The 15,665-nt window shown below is 74.7% G+C and carries 18 protein-coding genes; 9 read left to right on the plus strand and 9 right to left on the minus strand.

The genetic code is table 11. The features are described from left to right. The first annotated feature begins 284 nt into the window (after positions 1-284). The 3 genes from D459_RS36900 to D459_RS31485 all read left to right on the plus strand — a co-directional run bounded on the left by D459_RS36900 (position 285) and on the right by D459_RS31485 (position 1,312). Positions 285-446, plus strand: a complete 162-nt coding sequence (locus tag D459_RS36900; protein WP_241485008.1) for a hypothetical protein — start codon at positions 285-287, stop codon at positions 444-446. 129 nt (positions 447-575) lie between these two features. Beyond that, positions 576-812, plus strand: a complete 237-nt coding sequence (locus D459_RS36905; RefSeq protein WP_017593262.1) for a DUF397 domain-containing protein — start codon at positions 576-578, stop codon at positions 810-812. Then, positions 809-1,312, plus strand: a complete 504-nt coding sequence (locus tag D459_RS31485) for a hypothetical protein (protein ID WP_017593263.1) — start codon at positions 809-811, stop codon at positions 1,310-1,312. The genes D459_RS36905 and D459_RS31485 overlap by 4 nt, the downstream gene beginning before the upstream one ends. Before the next feature lie 38 nt (positions 1,313-1,350). Here D459_RS31485 and D459_RS0112040 read toward each other — a convergent pair whose 3' ends face one another. Next, positions 1,351-2,064 carry a haloacid dehalogenase type II gene (locus D459_RS0112040; RefSeq protein ID WP_040709896.1) on the minus strand — a complete coding sequence of 238 codons (714 nt, stop codon included), beginning with the start codon at positions 2,062-2,064 and terminating at the stop codon, positions 1,351-1,353. Positions 2,065-2,542: 478 nt separating this feature from the next. Between D459_RS0112040 and D459_RS0112045 the strand changes: the two genes are divergently transcribed. From D459_RS0112045 to D459_RS0112055, 3 genes are all read left to right on the plus strand, one after another. Further along, positions 2,543-2,911 carry a hypothetical protein gene (locus D459_RS0112045; RefSeq protein ID WP_017593265.1) on the plus strand — a complete coding sequence of 123 codons (369 nt, stop codon included), beginning with the start codon at positions 2,543-2,545 and terminating at the stop codon, positions 2,909-2,911. Positions 2,912-3,096: 185 nt separating this feature from the next. After that, positions 3,097-3,855 carry a hypothetical protein gene (locus tag D459_RS31490; RefSeq protein ID WP_017593266.1) on the plus strand — a complete coding sequence of 253 codons (759 nt, stop codon included), beginning with the start codon at positions 3,097-3,099 and terminating at the stop codon, positions 3,853-3,855. A 236-nt stretch (positions 3,856-4,091) separates the two neighbouring features. Then, a complete protein-coding gene (locus D459_RS0112055) occupies positions 4,092-4,919 on the plus strand; it encodes a dienelactone hydrolase family protein (RefSeq protein ID WP_017593267.1) in 828 nt (275 codons plus the stop codon). 49 nt (positions 4,920-4,968) lie between these two features. On the opposite strand, the gene D459_RS0112060 is transcribed toward D459_RS0112055, so the two are convergent. The 3 genes from D459_RS0112060 to D459_RS0112070 form a co-directional block, all read right to left on the minus strand. Beyond that, positions 4,969-5,253: a hypothetical protein gene (locus D459_RS0112060; RefSeq protein WP_241485009.1), complete on the minus strand. Its 285-nt coding sequence runs from the start codon at positions 5,251-5,253 to the stop codon at positions 4,969-4,971. A 131-nt stretch (positions 5,254-5,384) separates the two neighbouring features. Then, positions 5,385-5,633: a CopG family transcriptional regulator gene (locus tag D459_RS0112065; protein WP_241485010.1), complete on the minus strand. Its 249-nt coding sequence runs from the start codon at positions 5,631-5,633 to the stop codon at positions 5,385-5,387. 85 nt (positions 5,634-5,718) lie between these two features. After that, positions 5,719-6,594 carry an HhH-GPD family protein gene (locus tag D459_RS0112070; RefSeq protein WP_026120311.1) on the minus strand — a complete coding sequence of 292 codons (876 nt, stop codon included), beginning with the start codon at positions 6,592-6,594 and terminating at the stop codon, positions 5,719-5,721. A 68-nt stretch (positions 6,595-6,662) separates the two neighbouring features. Here D459_RS0112070 and D459_RS0112075 point away from each other — a divergent pair, with 68 nt between their 5' ends. Then, positions 6,663-7,439, plus strand: a complete 777-nt coding sequence (locus D459_RS0112075) for a hypothetical protein (protein ID WP_241485011.1) — start codon at positions 6,663-6,665, stop codon at positions 7,437-7,439. A 33-nt stretch (positions 7,440-7,472) separates the two neighbouring features. On the opposite strand, the gene radA is transcribed toward D459_RS0112075, so the two are convergent. Beyond that, positions 7,473-8,864: a DNA repair protein RadA gene (radA, locus tag D459_RS0112080; protein WP_040709897.1), complete on the minus strand. Its 1,392-nt coding sequence runs from the start codon at positions 8,862-8,864 to the stop codon at positions 7,473-7,475. A 227-nt stretch (positions 8,865-9,091) separates the two neighbouring features. Here radA and D459_RS0112085 point away from each other — a divergent pair, with 227 nt between their 5' ends. Continuing rightward, the gene (locus D459_RS0112085) at positions 9,092-10,045 is read left to right on the plus strand and encodes an SGNH/GDSL hydrolase family protein (protein WP_017593274.1); all 954 of its coding nucleotides are present in this window, start codon (positions 9,092-9,094) and stop codon (positions 10,043-10,045) included. A 96-nt stretch (positions 10,046-10,141) separates the two neighbouring features. Here the strand turns inward: D459_RS0112085 and D459_RS0112090 are convergent, their stop codons facing one another. Together D459_RS0112090 and D459_RS0112095 are read right to left on the minus strand one after the other, a co-directional pair. Further along, positions 10,142-10,834: a hypothetical protein gene (locus D459_RS0112090; protein WP_017593275.1), complete on the minus strand. Its 693-nt coding sequence runs from the start codon at positions 10,832-10,834 to the stop codon at positions 10,142-10,144. A 160-nt stretch (positions 10,835-10,994) separates the two neighbouring features. Further along, positions 10,995-11,693 (minus strand): class I SAM-dependent methyltransferase, encoded by a 699-nt coding sequence (locus D459_RS0112095; protein ID WP_017593276.1) that lies wholly within the window; start codon positions 11,691-11,693, stop codon positions 10,995-10,997. A 67-nt stretch (positions 11,694-11,760) separates the two neighbouring features. On the opposite strand from D459_RS0112095, the gene D459_RS0112100 reads away from it, so the two are divergent. Beyond that, positions 11,761-12,705, plus strand: a complete 945-nt coding sequence (locus D459_RS0112100) for a sugar phosphate isomerase/epimerase family protein (protein ID WP_017593277.1) — start codon at positions 11,761-11,763, stop codon at positions 12,703-12,705. 97 nt (positions 12,706-12,802) lie between these two features. Here D459_RS0112100 and D459_RS0112105 read toward each other — a convergent pair whose 3' ends face one another. Together D459_RS0112105 and D459_RS0112110 are read right to left on the minus strand one after the other, a co-directional pair. Then, positions 12,803-13,960 (minus strand): MFS transporter, encoded by a 1,158-nt coding sequence (locus D459_RS0112105; RefSeq protein ID WP_017593278.1) that lies wholly within the window; start codon positions 13,958-13,960, stop codon positions 12,803-12,805. A 77-nt stretch (positions 13,961-14,037) separates the two neighbouring features. After that, positions 14,038-15,657 carry an oxidoreductase gene (locus D459_RS0112110; RefSeq protein WP_017593279.1) on the minus strand — a complete coding sequence of 540 codons (1,620 nt, stop codon included), beginning with the start codon at positions 15,655-15,657 and terminating at the stop codon, positions 14,038-14,040. Between the last annotated feature and the right edge of the window lie 8 nt (positions 15,658-15,665).

The raw sequence follows: 15,665 nt of genomic DNA on the forward strand, positions 1-15,665 counted from the left end.
AGAGGTGACATGCGTGATTCTCGTTTATTCTCGAGGCGTCGCTTCTGCCCTGCTCTGTCCCGGGGCATGGCGTCCTCAGCGACCCCTCAGAAGAATTTTCGAGAAACCCGGCTGCCACCGGCGGGCGCCGAACCTAGCGTCATGGCCTACAGGAGGTGGCCATGGCGACGAGCCGTTCCGATGAGCAGGCGCGTGATGCGGAGTCTCTTGCCGTTCTGCGCCGGGAGTTCCCGAAATGGAAGGTCTGGCGGGCCAGAGGGGAGTCCGGGCGGCCCGGTGCCTGGATGGCGAATCCGCCGGAGGACATGGCCGGCGTCGAGCCGACGCTGATGGCCGATAGCGCCGAGGCGCTGGCCGCGCTGATGTGCTCGCCCCGGCCCGGGTACGCCCGGCGCCTCCCCGCTCCGCCGTTCCCCGCTCCGCCGTTCTCGGCTCCGAGCCCGTGACCGCCGACGCGGGGGACGCGGACGCCCGGTCCGCGCGGGTCCTGGACGGCGGTGACCGCCGGCTTCCCCATCCAGGGCCCGCGCGGGCCCGGCGCCCGGGTCCGGTCTCCGACGAGTGAGGGAGAGCGCATGCAGAACGGCAGGGACCTCTACACGGCCGAACTGCCCGCCGAAGGCTGGACGGCCTTCTGCGGCGGCAACAACGAGGAAGAGGACATGGAGACCTGCGTGGCGGTGGCCGTCACCGACTCCCTGGTCGCCATCCGCGACACCAAGCGCCCCGAGCTGCCCGCGCTCCGGTTCACCCCGGAGGAGGTGGCGGCGTTCGTGCGCGGCTACACCGAGAAGATCGGCCCGTCCGCGTGACCGGCCGGGAGCGGACCGAGGTCCCCGGCGCGCCGGGGACCTCCCCCGAAGAGGGGCCGCACTTCCACGGCTACCTCTGGCAGGGCTCGGGGGAGGAGCGCTACCGGGGGACGCCCGAGACCTACCCCGACCACCCGGCCTTCCCGTCCTCGCCGCTGCCGCCGCAGCGGATGTGCTGGTGGCTGCGGAAGCCCGCCTCGGCGGTCCGCGGCACCTGGGACGGCGCCGACGGGGCCCTGGCCTGGCTCGCCGGCGAGTACCGCAAGGTCCTGCCGCTGCTCCGCACCGACTGGCCGGAGCTGATGGCCCCGGCGGCCCGGGAGCCCTTCTGGCGCGCCTCGCTGGAGCAGGGCACCGACGTGGTGTGCGGGCACTGGCTCCGGGGAGGGAACGCGTTCAGCGCGACCCTGGTCTGCTGCCCGAACCGCTGGGAGGCCGACTCCTGCCCGGTGGGAGGGGGCTTCCCGAGAGGCGGCCGCCGGGCCCACTCCGCGGGGTAGGCGCCGGCGGCGCCGTTCCGGCCGTCACCCGGCCGCGGTCACCCCGCCCCCCCCGTGAGCGTGCGGGCCAGGTCGATGACGTCGGCGGCGACGAGGTCGACGTCGGCGGGCGGTTCGACCGGGGCGGCGTCGGGGCCCCACTCCAGCGGGCGCGGGATGTAGGCCGTGCGGAGCCCGGCCTCGGCCGCCGCCGCGAGGTCGTCGGGGTGGCAGGCCACCATGAGGAGGCGCTCCGGGGCGACCTCGAGCAGCTCGGAGGCCATGAGGTAGACCCGCGGGTCCGGCTTGTAGGACCGGGCGAGTTCGGCGGAGAGGACGCAGTCGAAGCGCAGCCCGGCCTGCTTGGCGAGGCGGGTGAGCAGGCCGACCCCTCCGTTGGACAGCGTCGAGGTGACCACGGGGGAGTCGTGCAGCAGCTCCAGGCCGGCCGGGGCGTCGGACCAGGGGCGCAGTCGGTGCCAGGCCCGCACGAGCTCGTCCCGTTCGGCCTCGCCGAGGCCGTCGAGGCCGTGCTCGGTCAGGACCTCGTCGAGCATGAGCCGGTGCAGCTCGTCCAGCGGCCGCCAGGGGAGTTCTCCGGCGAAGATCTTGAGCAGGGCCGGACGGTAGCGGCGCCGCCAGTCGTCGGTGACGGCGGCCCAGTCGGCCCGGGCCCCGGTCCGGTCGCCGATGCCGGACAGTTCTCCGCTCACGCTCGACCGCCAGTCGGTCAAGGTCCCGAAAACATCGAAAACAGCGGCTTCAACGTCCATGCGGCAAGTGTTCCAGCGGCGTCCGGGCGGGAACGCGCCCGGGGGGAGCGGACGCCCCGCCTCTCCCCGATGATCTTGACGTTGCGGCCCTATCAGAGCGCTCTGATAGGGCCGCAACGTCAAGATCATCGCCCTGGGACGGGTTTCCCCCGTCAACGGTCTGAGCAGCGGTGGAGGCCGCCGGGAACCGGTGGCGCGGGCGCCGCGTCGGTGCGCTCATGAGCGCTCTCACCGAATTCACCGACCGGGACGACTACCTGCTGGACGGCGAGCGGCTGAACGCCGCCGAGGTGGCCGAAGCCGTGGCGGGCATGGTCTGCGACCTTCCCCCGGGGACCCGGACGGCCTGCTGGCCTGGCTGGCCGAGCGGCTGCGCGGGCAGGCGCCGGGAGGCGAGACGCCCGCGCTGCTCACCGCGCTCTACGCGGCCCGCTGGTACGCGGTCCACCGGCTGCGCGACGCGGAGGTCCTGGAGGCGATGACCGGGGCGCTCGCGGCGGCGGAGGCGGGGCTGGCCGGGCTGCCGTGCCCGCATTCCGAGGGCGACGGCGCCCACCCCGCCTTCGACGAATGGGCGGACCCGGAGCAGGACGCCGGGTTCGTCGCGGTCCTGCAGGACGAGGCCGACTGGGACGAGTGGCACGAGGAGAGGGCCGACGCCGTCGGCGACGAGGGCCTGGGCACCTGGGAGGGCGCGCGCTGCCCCGGCCACCTGGCCGCCACCGCCCGGGAGGCGCTGACCGACCTCGCCGGCGCCCGCGCCGAATGGGGGGGAGGACGGCGACGCCCGGGGGTGACGTCCCGGCGCGGCGCCGACACGGTTCATCCGGGGTCCGCCCGGGGGTGATGCCCCGGCGCGGTGCCGTTCGTGTTCCGCGCCGAGCCCGGGGCGCCCCGCCGAAAAGCGGTTCCGGTTCTTCCGGGGGCGCGGTCATACTGGCGGCCGATGAACGCCGCGGACCGGAACGGAGGAGGCCGCCGCTGACACGGAAAGCCCAGCGCCCCGCCGCCCGGCGCGGGGGCGCGGACCGGATGAAGCTGCACCGGCACCGGCTCCGGCTGGACGGGCGGGAGTACACCGCCGTCACGCCCCGCCCCGGGACCGACGTCCGGTTCGCCACCGACCGGATGCACGGCATGTGGCACCTGCTCACCGACCCGCGCGGCGCGGCCTTCCTGGCCCGGCTGCTGTGGGGCCTCTCCTACCAGCGCCGACCCGGGACGCTGGTCTTCCTCGGGTCGGAGGTCCTGCTGCCCGAGCCGTTCGGGGCCGAGCCCTCCGACCCGGTGGTGCTGGCTCCGGTGCCCGCGACCCCGGTGACCACGGCGGCCGCCCGGGAGCTGCGCCGGCGGAACCCGTCCGGCCCGGGGGACGGCACGGTCCGGTGGCGCACGACGGGCCTGGAGCCCTACGCCGTCCGGTGGAGCGAGCTCGAGCACCACCCGCCGGAGGAGCGGCTGTACCGCAGCCCGCTGGATTTCGGTGTGCGGCGCATCGGCGGGCTGATCGCCTTCTCCGCCTCCCCGGAGATCACGCGGACCTGGGCGGTGGATGCACTCAGCTGCTCCGGCGAGCACCGGACGCTCTGCTACGCGTACCTGACCGGGTGGGGGTGGCCGCACTACAGCGGGCCTGAGATGGGTGAGCTGTTGGTCCTTCCCGATTTCCGCCGGCGGTCCCGGCGCGCCGCCCTGGTCCGGGAGGAACTGCTCGCCGGCCCCGGCCCCTCGGACTTCCCGGCCCTGCTCCGCGAGGAGGTCAGGGAACGCACCAAGGAGGACGGCGACTGAGCCGGCGGACCCGCCGCTCTTCCCGATGATCTTGACGTTGCGGCCCTGTCAGAGCGCTCTGACAGGGCCGCAACGTCAAGATCATCGGTCGGGCGCACCCGCCGCACGCTCGGCGGGGACCGGAACGCCGGTGGCCGGGCCCGGGGCCCGGGAGGCGGGGTGAGAGACTGCCCCGGCAGAACCGGATTCGGAAACCGGGTCCGGAGGACCGGCAGCGGAATCGGACGGGAGCGGCCATGGCCGACCACGACCTGTCAGGCTTCGAGCGCGGCACTTTCACCCACGGCGGCACCACCCGCCGCATCCTGCGGCGCGGCACCGGGCCGGCCGTCGTCGTCATGGCCGAGATCCCCGGCATCACGCCCAAGGTGCTGGAGTTCGCCGAGCGGGTGGCAGGCATCGGGTGCACCGCGGTGCTGCCCGTGCTGTTCGGCACGCCCGGGCGCGACCCCGCCCCGGCGGCGCACGGGATGCTGCGGACCGGCGCCTACATGGCGTCGACCATGGCGAAGGTGTGCGTCAGCCGCGAGTTCACGGTGCTCGCCACCGGCCGCAGCTCCCCGGTGGTCGGCTGGCTGCGGGCGCTGGCCGCGGCGGAGCACGAGCGGTGCGGCGGGCCCGGCGTGGGAGCGGTCGGCATGTGCCTCACCGGCGGGTTCGCCCTGGCGATGGCCACCGACGAGCGGCTGCTCGCCCCGGTGCTCTCCCAGCCGTCGCTTCCGCTGGCCGTCACCGCGCGCCGCCGCGGGACCGTCGACATCTCCGCCGAGGAGCTGGCGGTGGTCAAGGAGCGCTGCGCGCGCGGCGGCCTGCGGGTGCTCGGCATGCGGTTCCGCGGCGACCGGCTGGTGCCGGGGGACCGGTTCGCCGCGCTCCGCCGGGAGCTCGGCGAGGCGTTCACCGCCGTCGAGCTGGACGACGCCGACGCAAACCCGGAGGGCCTCATCCCGCCGCACTCGGTGCTGACCGAGCACCTCGTCGACGAGCCGGGGCAGCCGACCCGGGACGCCCTCGACCAGGTGCTCGACCTGTTCCGCAGCAGGCTCCTTTCCGGCCGGGGGTAGTCCCGGTGTTTTCGCGACGGTCGGACACCTCCGCCGTAGGCGCCGTAGGTCACACGCGCCGGACGGGGATGCGCTCAGGGACCAGCTTCTCCAGGTCGCCGACGTCCGAAGTGAGGACCGTGACCTCGCCTTTCAAAGACCGGGCGATGACGGCCAGGACCGCGTCGATGGCGTGCTCGTGGCCGTGCAGGTCGGCATCGGCCAGGAGGCGGCGGGCGGTACGCGCCTCGTCCTTGCCGATGTCGATGACGCGGATGCGGGAGAGGATCCAGTCCCAGCGCTGCTCGGTGAGCCGGCCGTCGTAGGCCTCGATGAGCGCCATGGGGGAGGTCACCAACTCGGCTTCCCCGCGAGCGGCGACCTTGATGCGGGCGACCATCCCGCGGTCACCGTGCACCGCCAGAGACAGCGCCTCACTGTCGAGTACGTAGAAGCGCAGCGGTTTCGCGGTGCCGCTCCGCTTCTTCACGCCGCCTCATCGGAGCGGCGGGCGCGCCGCCGCTCGTGCTCGGCGTCGATCTCCTCCAGCTCGGCGTATGCAGCGGCGAGCTCCTCGTCGGTGACCGGCCCGTACTCCTCTTCAAGCCAGTCGGACAGTTCAATGAGCAGGTCGCGGTCGCGCTTCTGCTGTACGGCCTCGGTGACGTAGGCGGAGATGCCCCGCTCGGTCGCGGCGTCGCGGATCTCCTCAAGGAGCTCTTCCGGGATCGTCACGGTTATCTTCTTTGTCGCCATACTCGAAACCATACTCCGCCTGTGCGTCGCGGTCCCGGGTTTCGAGGCGATTCCCCGAGGCCGCTCAGCCCGGCAGGGCGTAGCGGCCGTCGTCCAGTGGGTCGACCAGGCCGTCGGCGACCAGGGCGTCCAGGGCGCGCTCGCGCTGGACCGGGTCGTCCCAGACCGCGTCGAGGGCGGGCTTGTGCACCGGGGCGTCCGAGGCGCGCAGGACCGCCAGCAGGCGGCCGCGGACCTGGCGGTCGGTGCCGGCGTACTTCTGGCCGACCCGGGGCGGGCCGGAGTGCGGCGGGTGGCCGGCCGCCCGCCAGGCGCACCGGTCGGCGATGGGGCAGGCGGAGCACTCGGGGGAGCGGGCGGTGCACACCAGGGCGCCCAGCTCCATCACCGCCGCGCCCCAGCGGACCGCGGTGGCGGGGTCCTCGGGCAGCAGGGATTCGGCCAGCCGGGTCTCGGCGCGGGTGGGCGCCTTCGGCGGGTACTCGATCCCGGTGTGCGCGCGGGCCAGAACCCGGCGCACATTGGTGTCCAAAATTGCGTGCCGGCCGCCGAAGGCGAAGCCCGCCACCGCCGCCGCGGTATAGGAGCCGACGCCCGGCAGCGCGAGCAGCTCGGCGTGGTCGGACGGGACCTCGCCGCCGTGCCGCTCGGTGATCTCCCGGGCGCAGGCGTGCAGGTTGAGCGCGCGGCGGGGGTAGCCGAGCCGGTTCCACATCCGCACCGCCTCGCCCGCGGGCTCTTCGGCCAGCGCGGACGGGGTGGGCCAGCGGCGCATCCACGCCTCCCAGGCGGGCAGCACCCGGACCACCGGGGTCTGCTGCAGCATGATCTCGCTCACCAGGATGGACCATGGCGAGGCGTCGCCGGCGCGCCAGGGCAGGTCTCGGGCGTGTGTCCCGAACCAGGCGATAACGGCCGAGGAATAAGGGTTGTCGATCATGGGCAATCGTGGTCGGTTAACGGCGGGTTGAGTATGTGCCGGGCGGAGGAACCCGGAATACTACGCGCATGGCGTCAAGTGCTGGACACCCGGGACCGGTGAGCCCCGGGACTTATTGGAAGCGCAGGGTCTTCGTCCTCGTTGGTCTGCTGGCGATCGTGACGCTGATCGTCTACGCGTGCGGGCCGTCGTCCTCCGAGGAGGAACCGACCGGCGCGTCCGCCTCGGCCGAGCCCTCCGCCTCGCCGGACTCCGAGGACCCCACCAGTGTGCCACCCTCGGCCTCGCCCTCGCCCAGCCCCAGTGCCTCCTCCGATTCCGACGACGCCGGCTCCGGCGGATCCGGCGGCGGGGAGGGCGGCGACGGCGGCGGGAAGAAGGACGGCGACGGCGGCGGCGAGGACTCCGGATCCTCCTCGGAGTTCCCGGCGCCGAAGAAGGCGAGCGACGCCTGCCGCCCCTCCGACGTGGTGCTGACCCTGGAGAGCGACCGCTCCGACTACGCCTGGGACGGCGAGCCGGAGCTGGAGATCTCCGCGGTCAACCTCGGCGACCAGACCTGCACCGTGGACCTGGGCCCCAACACCGTGGAGCTGCTGATCAAGTCCGGCGACGACCGGGTGTACTCCACCGCGGACTGCGCCGAGGCCAAGGACACGGAGAAGGTCGAGCTGGAGCGCGGCGTCCCCGGGCGGACCACGGTCGAGTGGGACCGGACCCGCTCCTGGAAGGACTGCCGGGAGTCGCAGCAGGAGGCCAAGCGGCCCGGCACCTACGTGGCCGAGCTCAAGGGCGACTACGCCTCAGGCAGCGAGAAGGAGCAGGCGGTCTTCCGGCTCAACTGATCCGCGCGGAGGGGGCGGCCGCGGGGCGGCGGGTCAGGACTCCTCTGCGGGGGCGGCGGCCTTCTTCGCCCGGCGGCGCCTGCCCGGCAGGGCCAGGGCGAGGGCCTCGGCGACGTCGTCCACCCCGATCGTCTCGATGCCGGGGACCGGCTCCTCGCTGTGCCGGGGCACGATGGCCCGGGTGAAGCCGAGCCGCTGCGCCTCGATCAGCCGGCGCTCCACCCCGCTCACCGCGCGGACGTCCCCGGCCAGGCCGACCTCGCCGATCGCGATCAGCCCCCGGGGCAGCGCGACGTCCTTGGCGGAGCCGGCCACCGCCAGCGCCAGCGCCAGGTCGACCGAGGGCTCGCCCAGCCGGACCCCGCCCACCGTGGAGGCGTAGACGTCGGCGTTGGCGATGTGCACCCCGGCGCGCCGCTCCAGCACCGCCATCACCATGTTGACCCGGGCGGTGTCCAGGCCGGAGGTGGCCCGCCTGGGCTGCGGCAGGTTGGTCGGGGCGGCCAGCGCCTGCACCTCGGCGATGAGCGGCCGGCGGCCCTCCAGGGTGACCGTCACGCAGGTGCCGGGCACCGGCTCGTTGCGGCGGGTGAGGAAGAGCCCGCTGGGGTCGGGCAGGCCGATGATCCCGGAGTCGCTCAGCTCGAAGCAGCCGATCTCGTCGGTGGGGCCGTACCGGTTCTTCACCGCGCGCAGCATGCGCAGCTGGGAGTGGCGGTCCCCCTCGAACTGGAGCACCACGTCGACCAGGTGCTCCAGCATCCGGGGGCCGGCGATGGAGCCGTCCTTGGTGACGTGGCCGACCAGCACGGTGGCGATGTTGCGCTCCTTGGCGATCCGGATGAGCGCGCCGGCCACCTCGCGGACCTGGGTCACCCCGCCGGGCACCCCGGAGACCTCCGGGGCGGACATGGTCTGCACCGAGTCGACGATCAGCAGCGCCGGCGCGACCGTCTCCACGTGCGCGGCGACCGCGCCCACCGTGGTCTCCGCGGCGAGGAAGAGCTTGGGGGAGAGCGCGCCCAGCCGCTCGGCGCGCAGCCGCACCTGGCCGGTGGACTCCTCGCCGGTGACGTAGAGCACCGGGCCGGCGTCGGCGCACATCGCGGCGACCTCCAGCAGCAGCGTCGACTTGCCCACGCCGGGCTCGCCGGCGAGCAGCATCACCCCGCCGGGCACCACGCCGCCGCCGAGCACCCGGTCCAGCTCCTCCAGGCCGGTGGGGGAGGCGTGCGCGGACTCCACGTCGATCTCGGTGATCGGCCGGGCCGAGGTGGCCACCCGGGTGGGGGTGATCGACGCCGAGGGCGCGCCGGCCTCCTCTACGGTGCCCCAGGACTGGCATTCACCGCAGCGGCCCACCCACTTGAGGGTGGTCCACCCGCATTCGGTGCACCGGAAGGAACTCTTCGCACTCTTGGCCATGCCAGCACGCTAGCGCCCGGTGCGGACAGTCCGCGCCGCGGGCGGCGCGCCTGTGGACGGCGCCGGGCGGGGCGGCACCGGCCTGGGCGTCCGCACACCGCGCAGCCGTCCGATCGCCTACAGTGGTGAAAACATCACTGACCGGAAACGGCCGCGCCGGTTGACGGGGTGTTACCCGCTGGTCACATTCAAGGCGGCAGATCCGTCCGCACCGCGAGGAGAACCGCGTGTCGCTCGAATCCCCCGACGCACCCCCCGCCTCCGAGCCCCCCGCCCGCCCCGGATCCCGCGCCGCCCTCCGGATCGCCGCCGCCACCGCCGCATTCGGCCTGGCCGGGGCGCTCGCCTCGGCGCCGGCCGCCGCCGAGGAGGCGGACCTCGCCGACCGCTACGTCGCCCTGGGCGACTCCTTCACCGCCGGCCCGTTCATCCCGGTGACCACCGGCGATCCGCTGCTCTGCCTGAGGTCCACCAACAACTACCCGCAGCGGGTCGCCGAGGCGCTGGGCACCGAGGACTTCACCGACGCCAGCTGCTCGGGCGCGGTCACCGACCACATGACCGAGGCGCAGGACCTCTCCCTCGGCCAGTCCAACGCGCCGCAGTTCGACGCGCTCACCCCGGACACCACCCTGGTCACCGTCGGCATCGGCGGCAACGACCTGGGCTTCGGCGAAGTGGTGCTGCGCTGCGCGGAGAAGAGCGTGACCGACCCGGGCGGCGACCCGTGCCGCCGCCACTACGAGCAGGACGACGGGAGCGACGAGCTGGCCGGCCGGATCCCGGAGACCGGGGAGAAGGTGGCCGCGGTGCTGGAGGGCGTCCGCGAGCGCAGCCCGCAGGCGACCGTCGTGGTCGTGGGCTACCTGCAGCTGCTCCCGGAGGAGAAGGGGTGCTGGCCGGTGGTCCCGGTGGCCGAGGGCGACGTCGGCTACCTCGACTCGGTGCAGTCCGCGCTCAACGCCGAGCTGGAGGCGCGCGCCGCCGAGGCTGGCGCGGTCTTCGCCGACGTCTTCGAGCGCGGCCGGGACATGTGCGCCCCCGCCTCGGAGAAGTGGGTGGAGGGCATCTTCCCGACCCGCCCGGCCGCCCCGGTGCACCCGAACCGCTCCGGGATGGACGAGGTCGGCGACCGGGTCCTGGCGGCGCTGGGCGTTCGGGAGCACTCCCCGCAGGCCTGAGCGGGCCGGCGGAGGACCCGGTGATCTCGGCGCCGCGGGGGGATCAGAGCGCTCTGATCGGGCCGCAGCGCCGAGGTCATCGGGAGCGGGGCGGGCTCAGCGGTCGCTGAAGGAGACCCCGCTGCCGTCGGCGGCGATCTCGACGTCGGCCGACTCCCCGCCGGAGGTCTCGCAGGAGATGCCGCTCGCCCCCGAGCTGACCAGCTTGTACTCGCCCATGTCGCAGAGGACCGCCTCCTCGCCGGTGTGGTGGCGGTACCGCTCCTCCAGGGCGTTCCGGGAGACCGGGAGCCGCCCCGTCTCGTACTCCACCGACCCCTGGTCGTCGGTGACGGTCACCACGAACTCGGCCTCGTAGTCGGCGTAGCCGGCGGTGCAGGTGCCCTCGAAGCCGTTGGTCGCCTCCATCTCGTCGCAGGAGACCGAGGAGTCGGGGTCGTGCTCCATGGCGAACATGTTCACGAACCGGTTGATCTCGTACTCCACCGCCGCGGTGAAGTCGTCCCCGGAGGGGGCCGGGCCGAGGACGCTCTCGTCGAACCGGGGCTCCTCGGCGGGCACGGTGCCGGTGCGGAACTCGCCGTCCGGGGTCTCCGGGGCCGACGGGGAGGCCTCCGGCGCCTCGGAGGCCTGCTCCGACTCGGAGGCGCCGCCGCGGCCGGGGGGCGGCTCCCCCTCCCGGACCGGGGCCGGGATGATCCCGCAGGCCCCGACGGCGAGCAGGGAGCCGGCGCAGGCCAGCGCGAGCACGGCGCGCCGGAGCGAAGATCTGCTGTTCAGGGGTTCCACGGTCTCCTCTTCCGCGCGGGGGATGAACAGGGGGGCGCCGGGGCGGTCCCGGTCCCTGCCCGGTACGACTCCGGAACCGGACGTCCGGTTCCGAACCGCCCGGAGCGGACCGGCGGCGCGACGCCGTCCCGCCGCGGGGCGGCGCCCCGGTCCGCGCCGCTCAGTACTCGCGCCAGTGCAGGTCGACGGCGTAGTCGACCTCCAGCCCCGGGTGCTCGGCGATGATCTCCTCGGCCAGCCGGGCGGGGAACTCGATCCGCACCACCGCCTCGAAGTCCTCCCGCCGCTCGAACCGCCAGCGCATGTCCAGCGGCTCCCGGCGGAACCCCTGCGCCGTCCAGAACCGCTGCACGTCCTCCGGGTCGTAGCGGGGCAGGAACCGGCGGAACCAGCGGCCGAAGGTGCTCCGGGAGGCGTCGTTGTCGATGATGAACGCGACCCCGCCGCGCCGCATCACCCGGGAGAGCTCGCGCAGCCCCGGCTCGCAGCCGCGGCCGAAGAAGTAGGCCCAGCGCGCGTGCGCCACGTCCACCGACGCGTCGGGCAGCGGCAGCCGCTGGGCGACCCCGGTGCGGACCGACACGTTGTCCAGCCCGGCGGCGCGGGCGCGCGCCGCGGCGGCCAGCTCGCCGTGCGGCTCCACCCCGGTCACCCGGTCCGCCTCGGCGGCGAAGGCGGGCAGGTGGAAGCCGGTCCCGCAGCCGATGTCCAGCACGTGCGCACCGGACAGCGGCCGGATCCGGTCCATGGCGGCCCGGATCGCCCCGTCCGGGTCGACCGCGCGGTTCTCCAGCTCGTAGACCTGGGGACTGTTCCAGATGTTGGGGCTGGGAACCGCCCCGTCCAGCGCTGCTCTCACCCTGGGGACGGTAGCGGGACCCGCACGCGTCGAGCCAATCCGCCCGGCACCGCATAGTCTTGTTCGAGTGAGCTCCATCGAGGTTCCCGACGCGCCCGTCGTCCTGTCCACCGCCTCGGTCTACCCGGAGAAGACCCCGGCCGCCTTCGAGATCGCCGCCGAGCTGGGCTACGACGGCATCGAGGTGCTGGTCTCCTCCGACCCGGTCAGCCAGGACACCGAGATGCTCCGCCGGCTCTCCGACTACCACGGCATCCCGGTGACCGCGGTGCACTCCCCCTGCCTCATCTTCACCCAGCGGGTGTGGGGCAAGGACCCCTGGGAGAAGCTGGTCCGGTCCAAGGACATGGCCGAGGCGCTGGGCGCCACCGCCATCGTGGTCCACCCGGCCTTCCGCTGGCAGCGGGATTACGCCAAGCAGTTCGAGGACGGCGTCGCCCGGATGCAGGACGAGACCGACGTGGTCTTCGCGGTGGAGAACATGTACCCGGTGCGGATGGGCGACCGGGAGGTCGTGCCGTACGCCCCGAGCTGGAACCCGCTGGACCGCGACTACCCCGACGTCACCCTGGACCTCTCGCACACCGCGATGTCGGGGTCGGACGCCATGGACATGGCCCGGCGGCTCGGCGGCCGCCTCTCCCACGTGCACCTGGCCGACGGCGTCGGCGGGCAGAACTTCGACGAGCACCTGATCCCCGGCCGCGGCTCGCAGCCGGTCGCCGAGGTGCTGGAGCACCTGGCTGGCACCGGCTACGAGGGCCAGCTGGTGCTGGAGGTGAACACCCGCAAGGCCCCCGACCGCGAGTCGCGCAAGCTGGAGCTGGCCGAGGCGCTGGCCTTCACCCGGCTGCACTTCGCCGAGGCCCGCCGGCACGGCGCGGGCGCCGGCGGCCCCGGGGAGGAGCGCGCCGACCGGCGGGAGCGGATCGCGCTCCGCCGCTCCGCGCCGCCGCCCCCGCCGCGGACCTTCACCGTCGACACGGGCGGGACGGCCAAGGAGGGCGACTGACCGGCCCGCGGCGGCGCGCCGATGATCTTGACGTTCCGGCCCTAGCGGAGCGCGTTGACAGGGCCGGAACGTCAAGATCACCGAGGGAGGGGCGGGGTCAGGCGTCCTCCCGGGCGGCCTCCGGGTCGGTGACGCGCACCGCCAGGAGCACCGCGAGCAGCACCCCGGCCCCCGCGGAGACCAGCAGGTAGGCGGTGCCGATGGAGAGCGCCTCCACCACCGGGCCGAGCACCAGCGGGGCCAGGAACTGCCCGGCGAAGGTCGCCGTGGTGACCAGGGCGGTGGCCCGCCCGCGCAGCGCGGCCGGGACGCCCCCGCCGACCAGCACGGTCAGCGCGGGGACCGCGATGCCCGCGCCGAGGCCGAACAGCACCACCGCGACCCACACCGGGACCGGGCCGCCGCCCAGCGCGAGCAGCGCGAACGAGGCGGTCCACAGCGCCGCGGCCAGCCGCAGCATCCAGGAGTAGCCCAGCCGCGCGCGCAACCGCGCGTACACCACCCCGACCAGGCCCATCGCCCCGGACCAGCTGACGGGGTAGACCGAGACCAGCGACGGGTGGGTCACCCCCAGCTCGGCCAGGCGCTGCGGCACGAACACCACCAGGGTGTACAGCATCATCGAGGTGGCCACGGTGAGCAGCAGGAAGCCGAGCACGGCCGGGGACGGGCGGAACCGCGGGCCCCGGGCGCCGCGGGCGGGCGCCTCCGGGCGGGCGTCGGGCAGCAGTGCCAGCACGGCCGCGCCCAGCGGGACGCCGACCAGGTAGACCGCGAACGGCGCGCTCCACGACAGGCCGCCCAGCGCGCCGCCGAGCAGCGGGCAGACCACCCCGCCGACGCTCACCGCGGTGGACCGCCAGCCCATCGCCCGGTCCCGCAGCGCGCCCCGGTACAGCGAGAGCATCGCCACCGTGCTCGCCGCGAACACCGCCGCCGCGCCCAGCCCGAACACCAGCCGGGTGGCGATCAGCAGCGGGTAGGAGTCGGTGAGCGCGCCGGCGCCGCCGGCCGCCCCGTAGAGCAGCAGCCCGGCGCCCAGCGGGACGCGGTACCCCCAGCGGTCCATCGCCCAGCCCACCGCCGGCGCGCTCACCGCGATCACCGCGGTGTGCGCGGTGACCACCATCCCGGCCTGGGTGGAGGTCAGGCCGAGGTCGCCGCGGAGCAGCTCCACGATCGGGGTGAGCACACCGCCGGCCATCACGGTCAGCGTGGAGGCGAGCAGCAGCAGGACCAGCGGGGCGGCCCGCACCCCGGGCCGCTCCCCCGGGAGGGGGCCGGCGGGCCCGGGGGCGGCCGGCCCCCGGGGCGCCGTTCCCGGTGCCGGGCTCATCGGTCGGCCCCGGAGGACTCCAGGGCGTCCAGCCGCGGGTAGTCGGTGTAGCCGCGCTCGCCGCCGCCGTAGAAGGTGGCGGGGTCGGGGTCGTTGAACGGCCCGCCGGCCTTGACCCGGACGTCCAGGTCGGGGTTGGCCAGCCACTCGGAGCCGATGGTGATCGCGTCGGCCAGTCCGGCGGCGAGCGCCTCCGCCCCCGAGTCGGTGGTGCGCGCCCCCGAGGCCGGGTCCGGGTGCGGGTTGAGCAGCAGCGCGTTCGGCCACGCGGCGCGCACCGCCTCGGTCACCTCGCGGTGCCCATCCTCGACGATGTGCAGGTAGGCCAGGTCGATCGGGGCCAGGGCGCGGGCCAGCGCCGGGTAGAGCTCGGCGGTGTCGCTCTCGGTGATCCCGTTGTTCGGCGTCCCCGGGCCGATGCGCATGCCGGTCCGCTCCGGGCCGATGGCCTCGGCCACCGCGGCGGCGACCTCGGTGGCGAACCGTATCCGGTTGGCCGGGCTCCCGCCGTAGCGGTCGGTGCGCCGGTTGGTCCCGTCCGCGAGGAACTGCTGGATCAGGTAGCCGTTGGCGCCGTGCAGCTCCACCCCGTCGAAGCCGGCGTCGATGGCGTTCCGGGACGCCTCGGTGAACTCATCCACCACATCCTCGATCTCGGCGGTGGTCAGGGCGCGCGGCACCGGGTGCTCCAGCAGCCCGTCCGGGGTGTAGAGGCGCTCGCCGGAGGCGATCGCGGAGGGCGCCACCGGCAGCCCGCCGTCCGGGTAGAGCACCGGGTGGCCGATCCGGCCGGAGTGCATGATCTGCGCGAAGATCCGGCCTCCGGCGGCGTGCACCGCGCCGGTCACCTCGCGCCAGGCGGCCACCTGCTCGGCGCTGTGCAGGCCCGGGGTGTCGATGTAGCCCTGGCCGCGGACGCTGGGCTGGGTGCCCTCGGTGATGATCAGCCCCGCCGCGGCGCGCTGGGCGTAGTACTCGGCGGTGGCGGGGCCGACCAGCCCGCGGGGGGCCCGGGAGCGGGTCATCGGGGCCATCAGCAGGCGGTTGGGCAGCTTCAGCGCGCCGACGGAGACGGGTTCGAAGTATCCGGTCACGGTCTTTTCGTCCTCACTGGTCATGGTGGTGCGGGAAAGGAAGTGCAGGTGTCGGGGGAGGTCGTCGGAGGGCGCGCCGGGCCGGGGCACCCGGGCGCCGGCGGCGCGCAGCACCGCGCGCAGCCGGGCCCGGACGCCGTCCCCGCCGGCCGGTTCCGCCCCGGCGCCGATCACGGCGGCGGGCGTTCCGGTGAGCACCCCGCCGAACGGGTAGCCGGCCCAGTCGAGCGCGGACAGCAGCCGGGCGGGCGGCGGGCCGCCGTCCTCGGCCGCGCTGATCAGCAGCGCGTCGGCGGCGGCCACCGCCCGGTAGAGCCGCCGGACCAGGCGCGGCGGCATCGGGTTGTCGGCGGAGCGGCACTCGGGCAGGTCGGTGCAGAGCGGGAAGCGCGCGGTCCGCGCGGAGCCGGCCAGCCGCTCCTCGGCGGCGCGCAGCGCCGCCAGGTCGGCCGAGCCGTTCCGCCCGTCCGCGGGGATCCCCAGGACGAGCGGGAGCCCGCCCGGGGTGCGGTCCACTCCCATCGCGGCGC

The sequence above is a fragment of the Nocardiopsis potens DSM 45234 genome (assembly GCF_000341105.1).
In the GTDB taxonomy this organism is placed as follows: Bacteria; Actinomycetota; Actinomycetes; order Streptosporangiales; family Streptosporangiaceae; genus Nocardiopsis_A; species Nocardiopsis_A potens.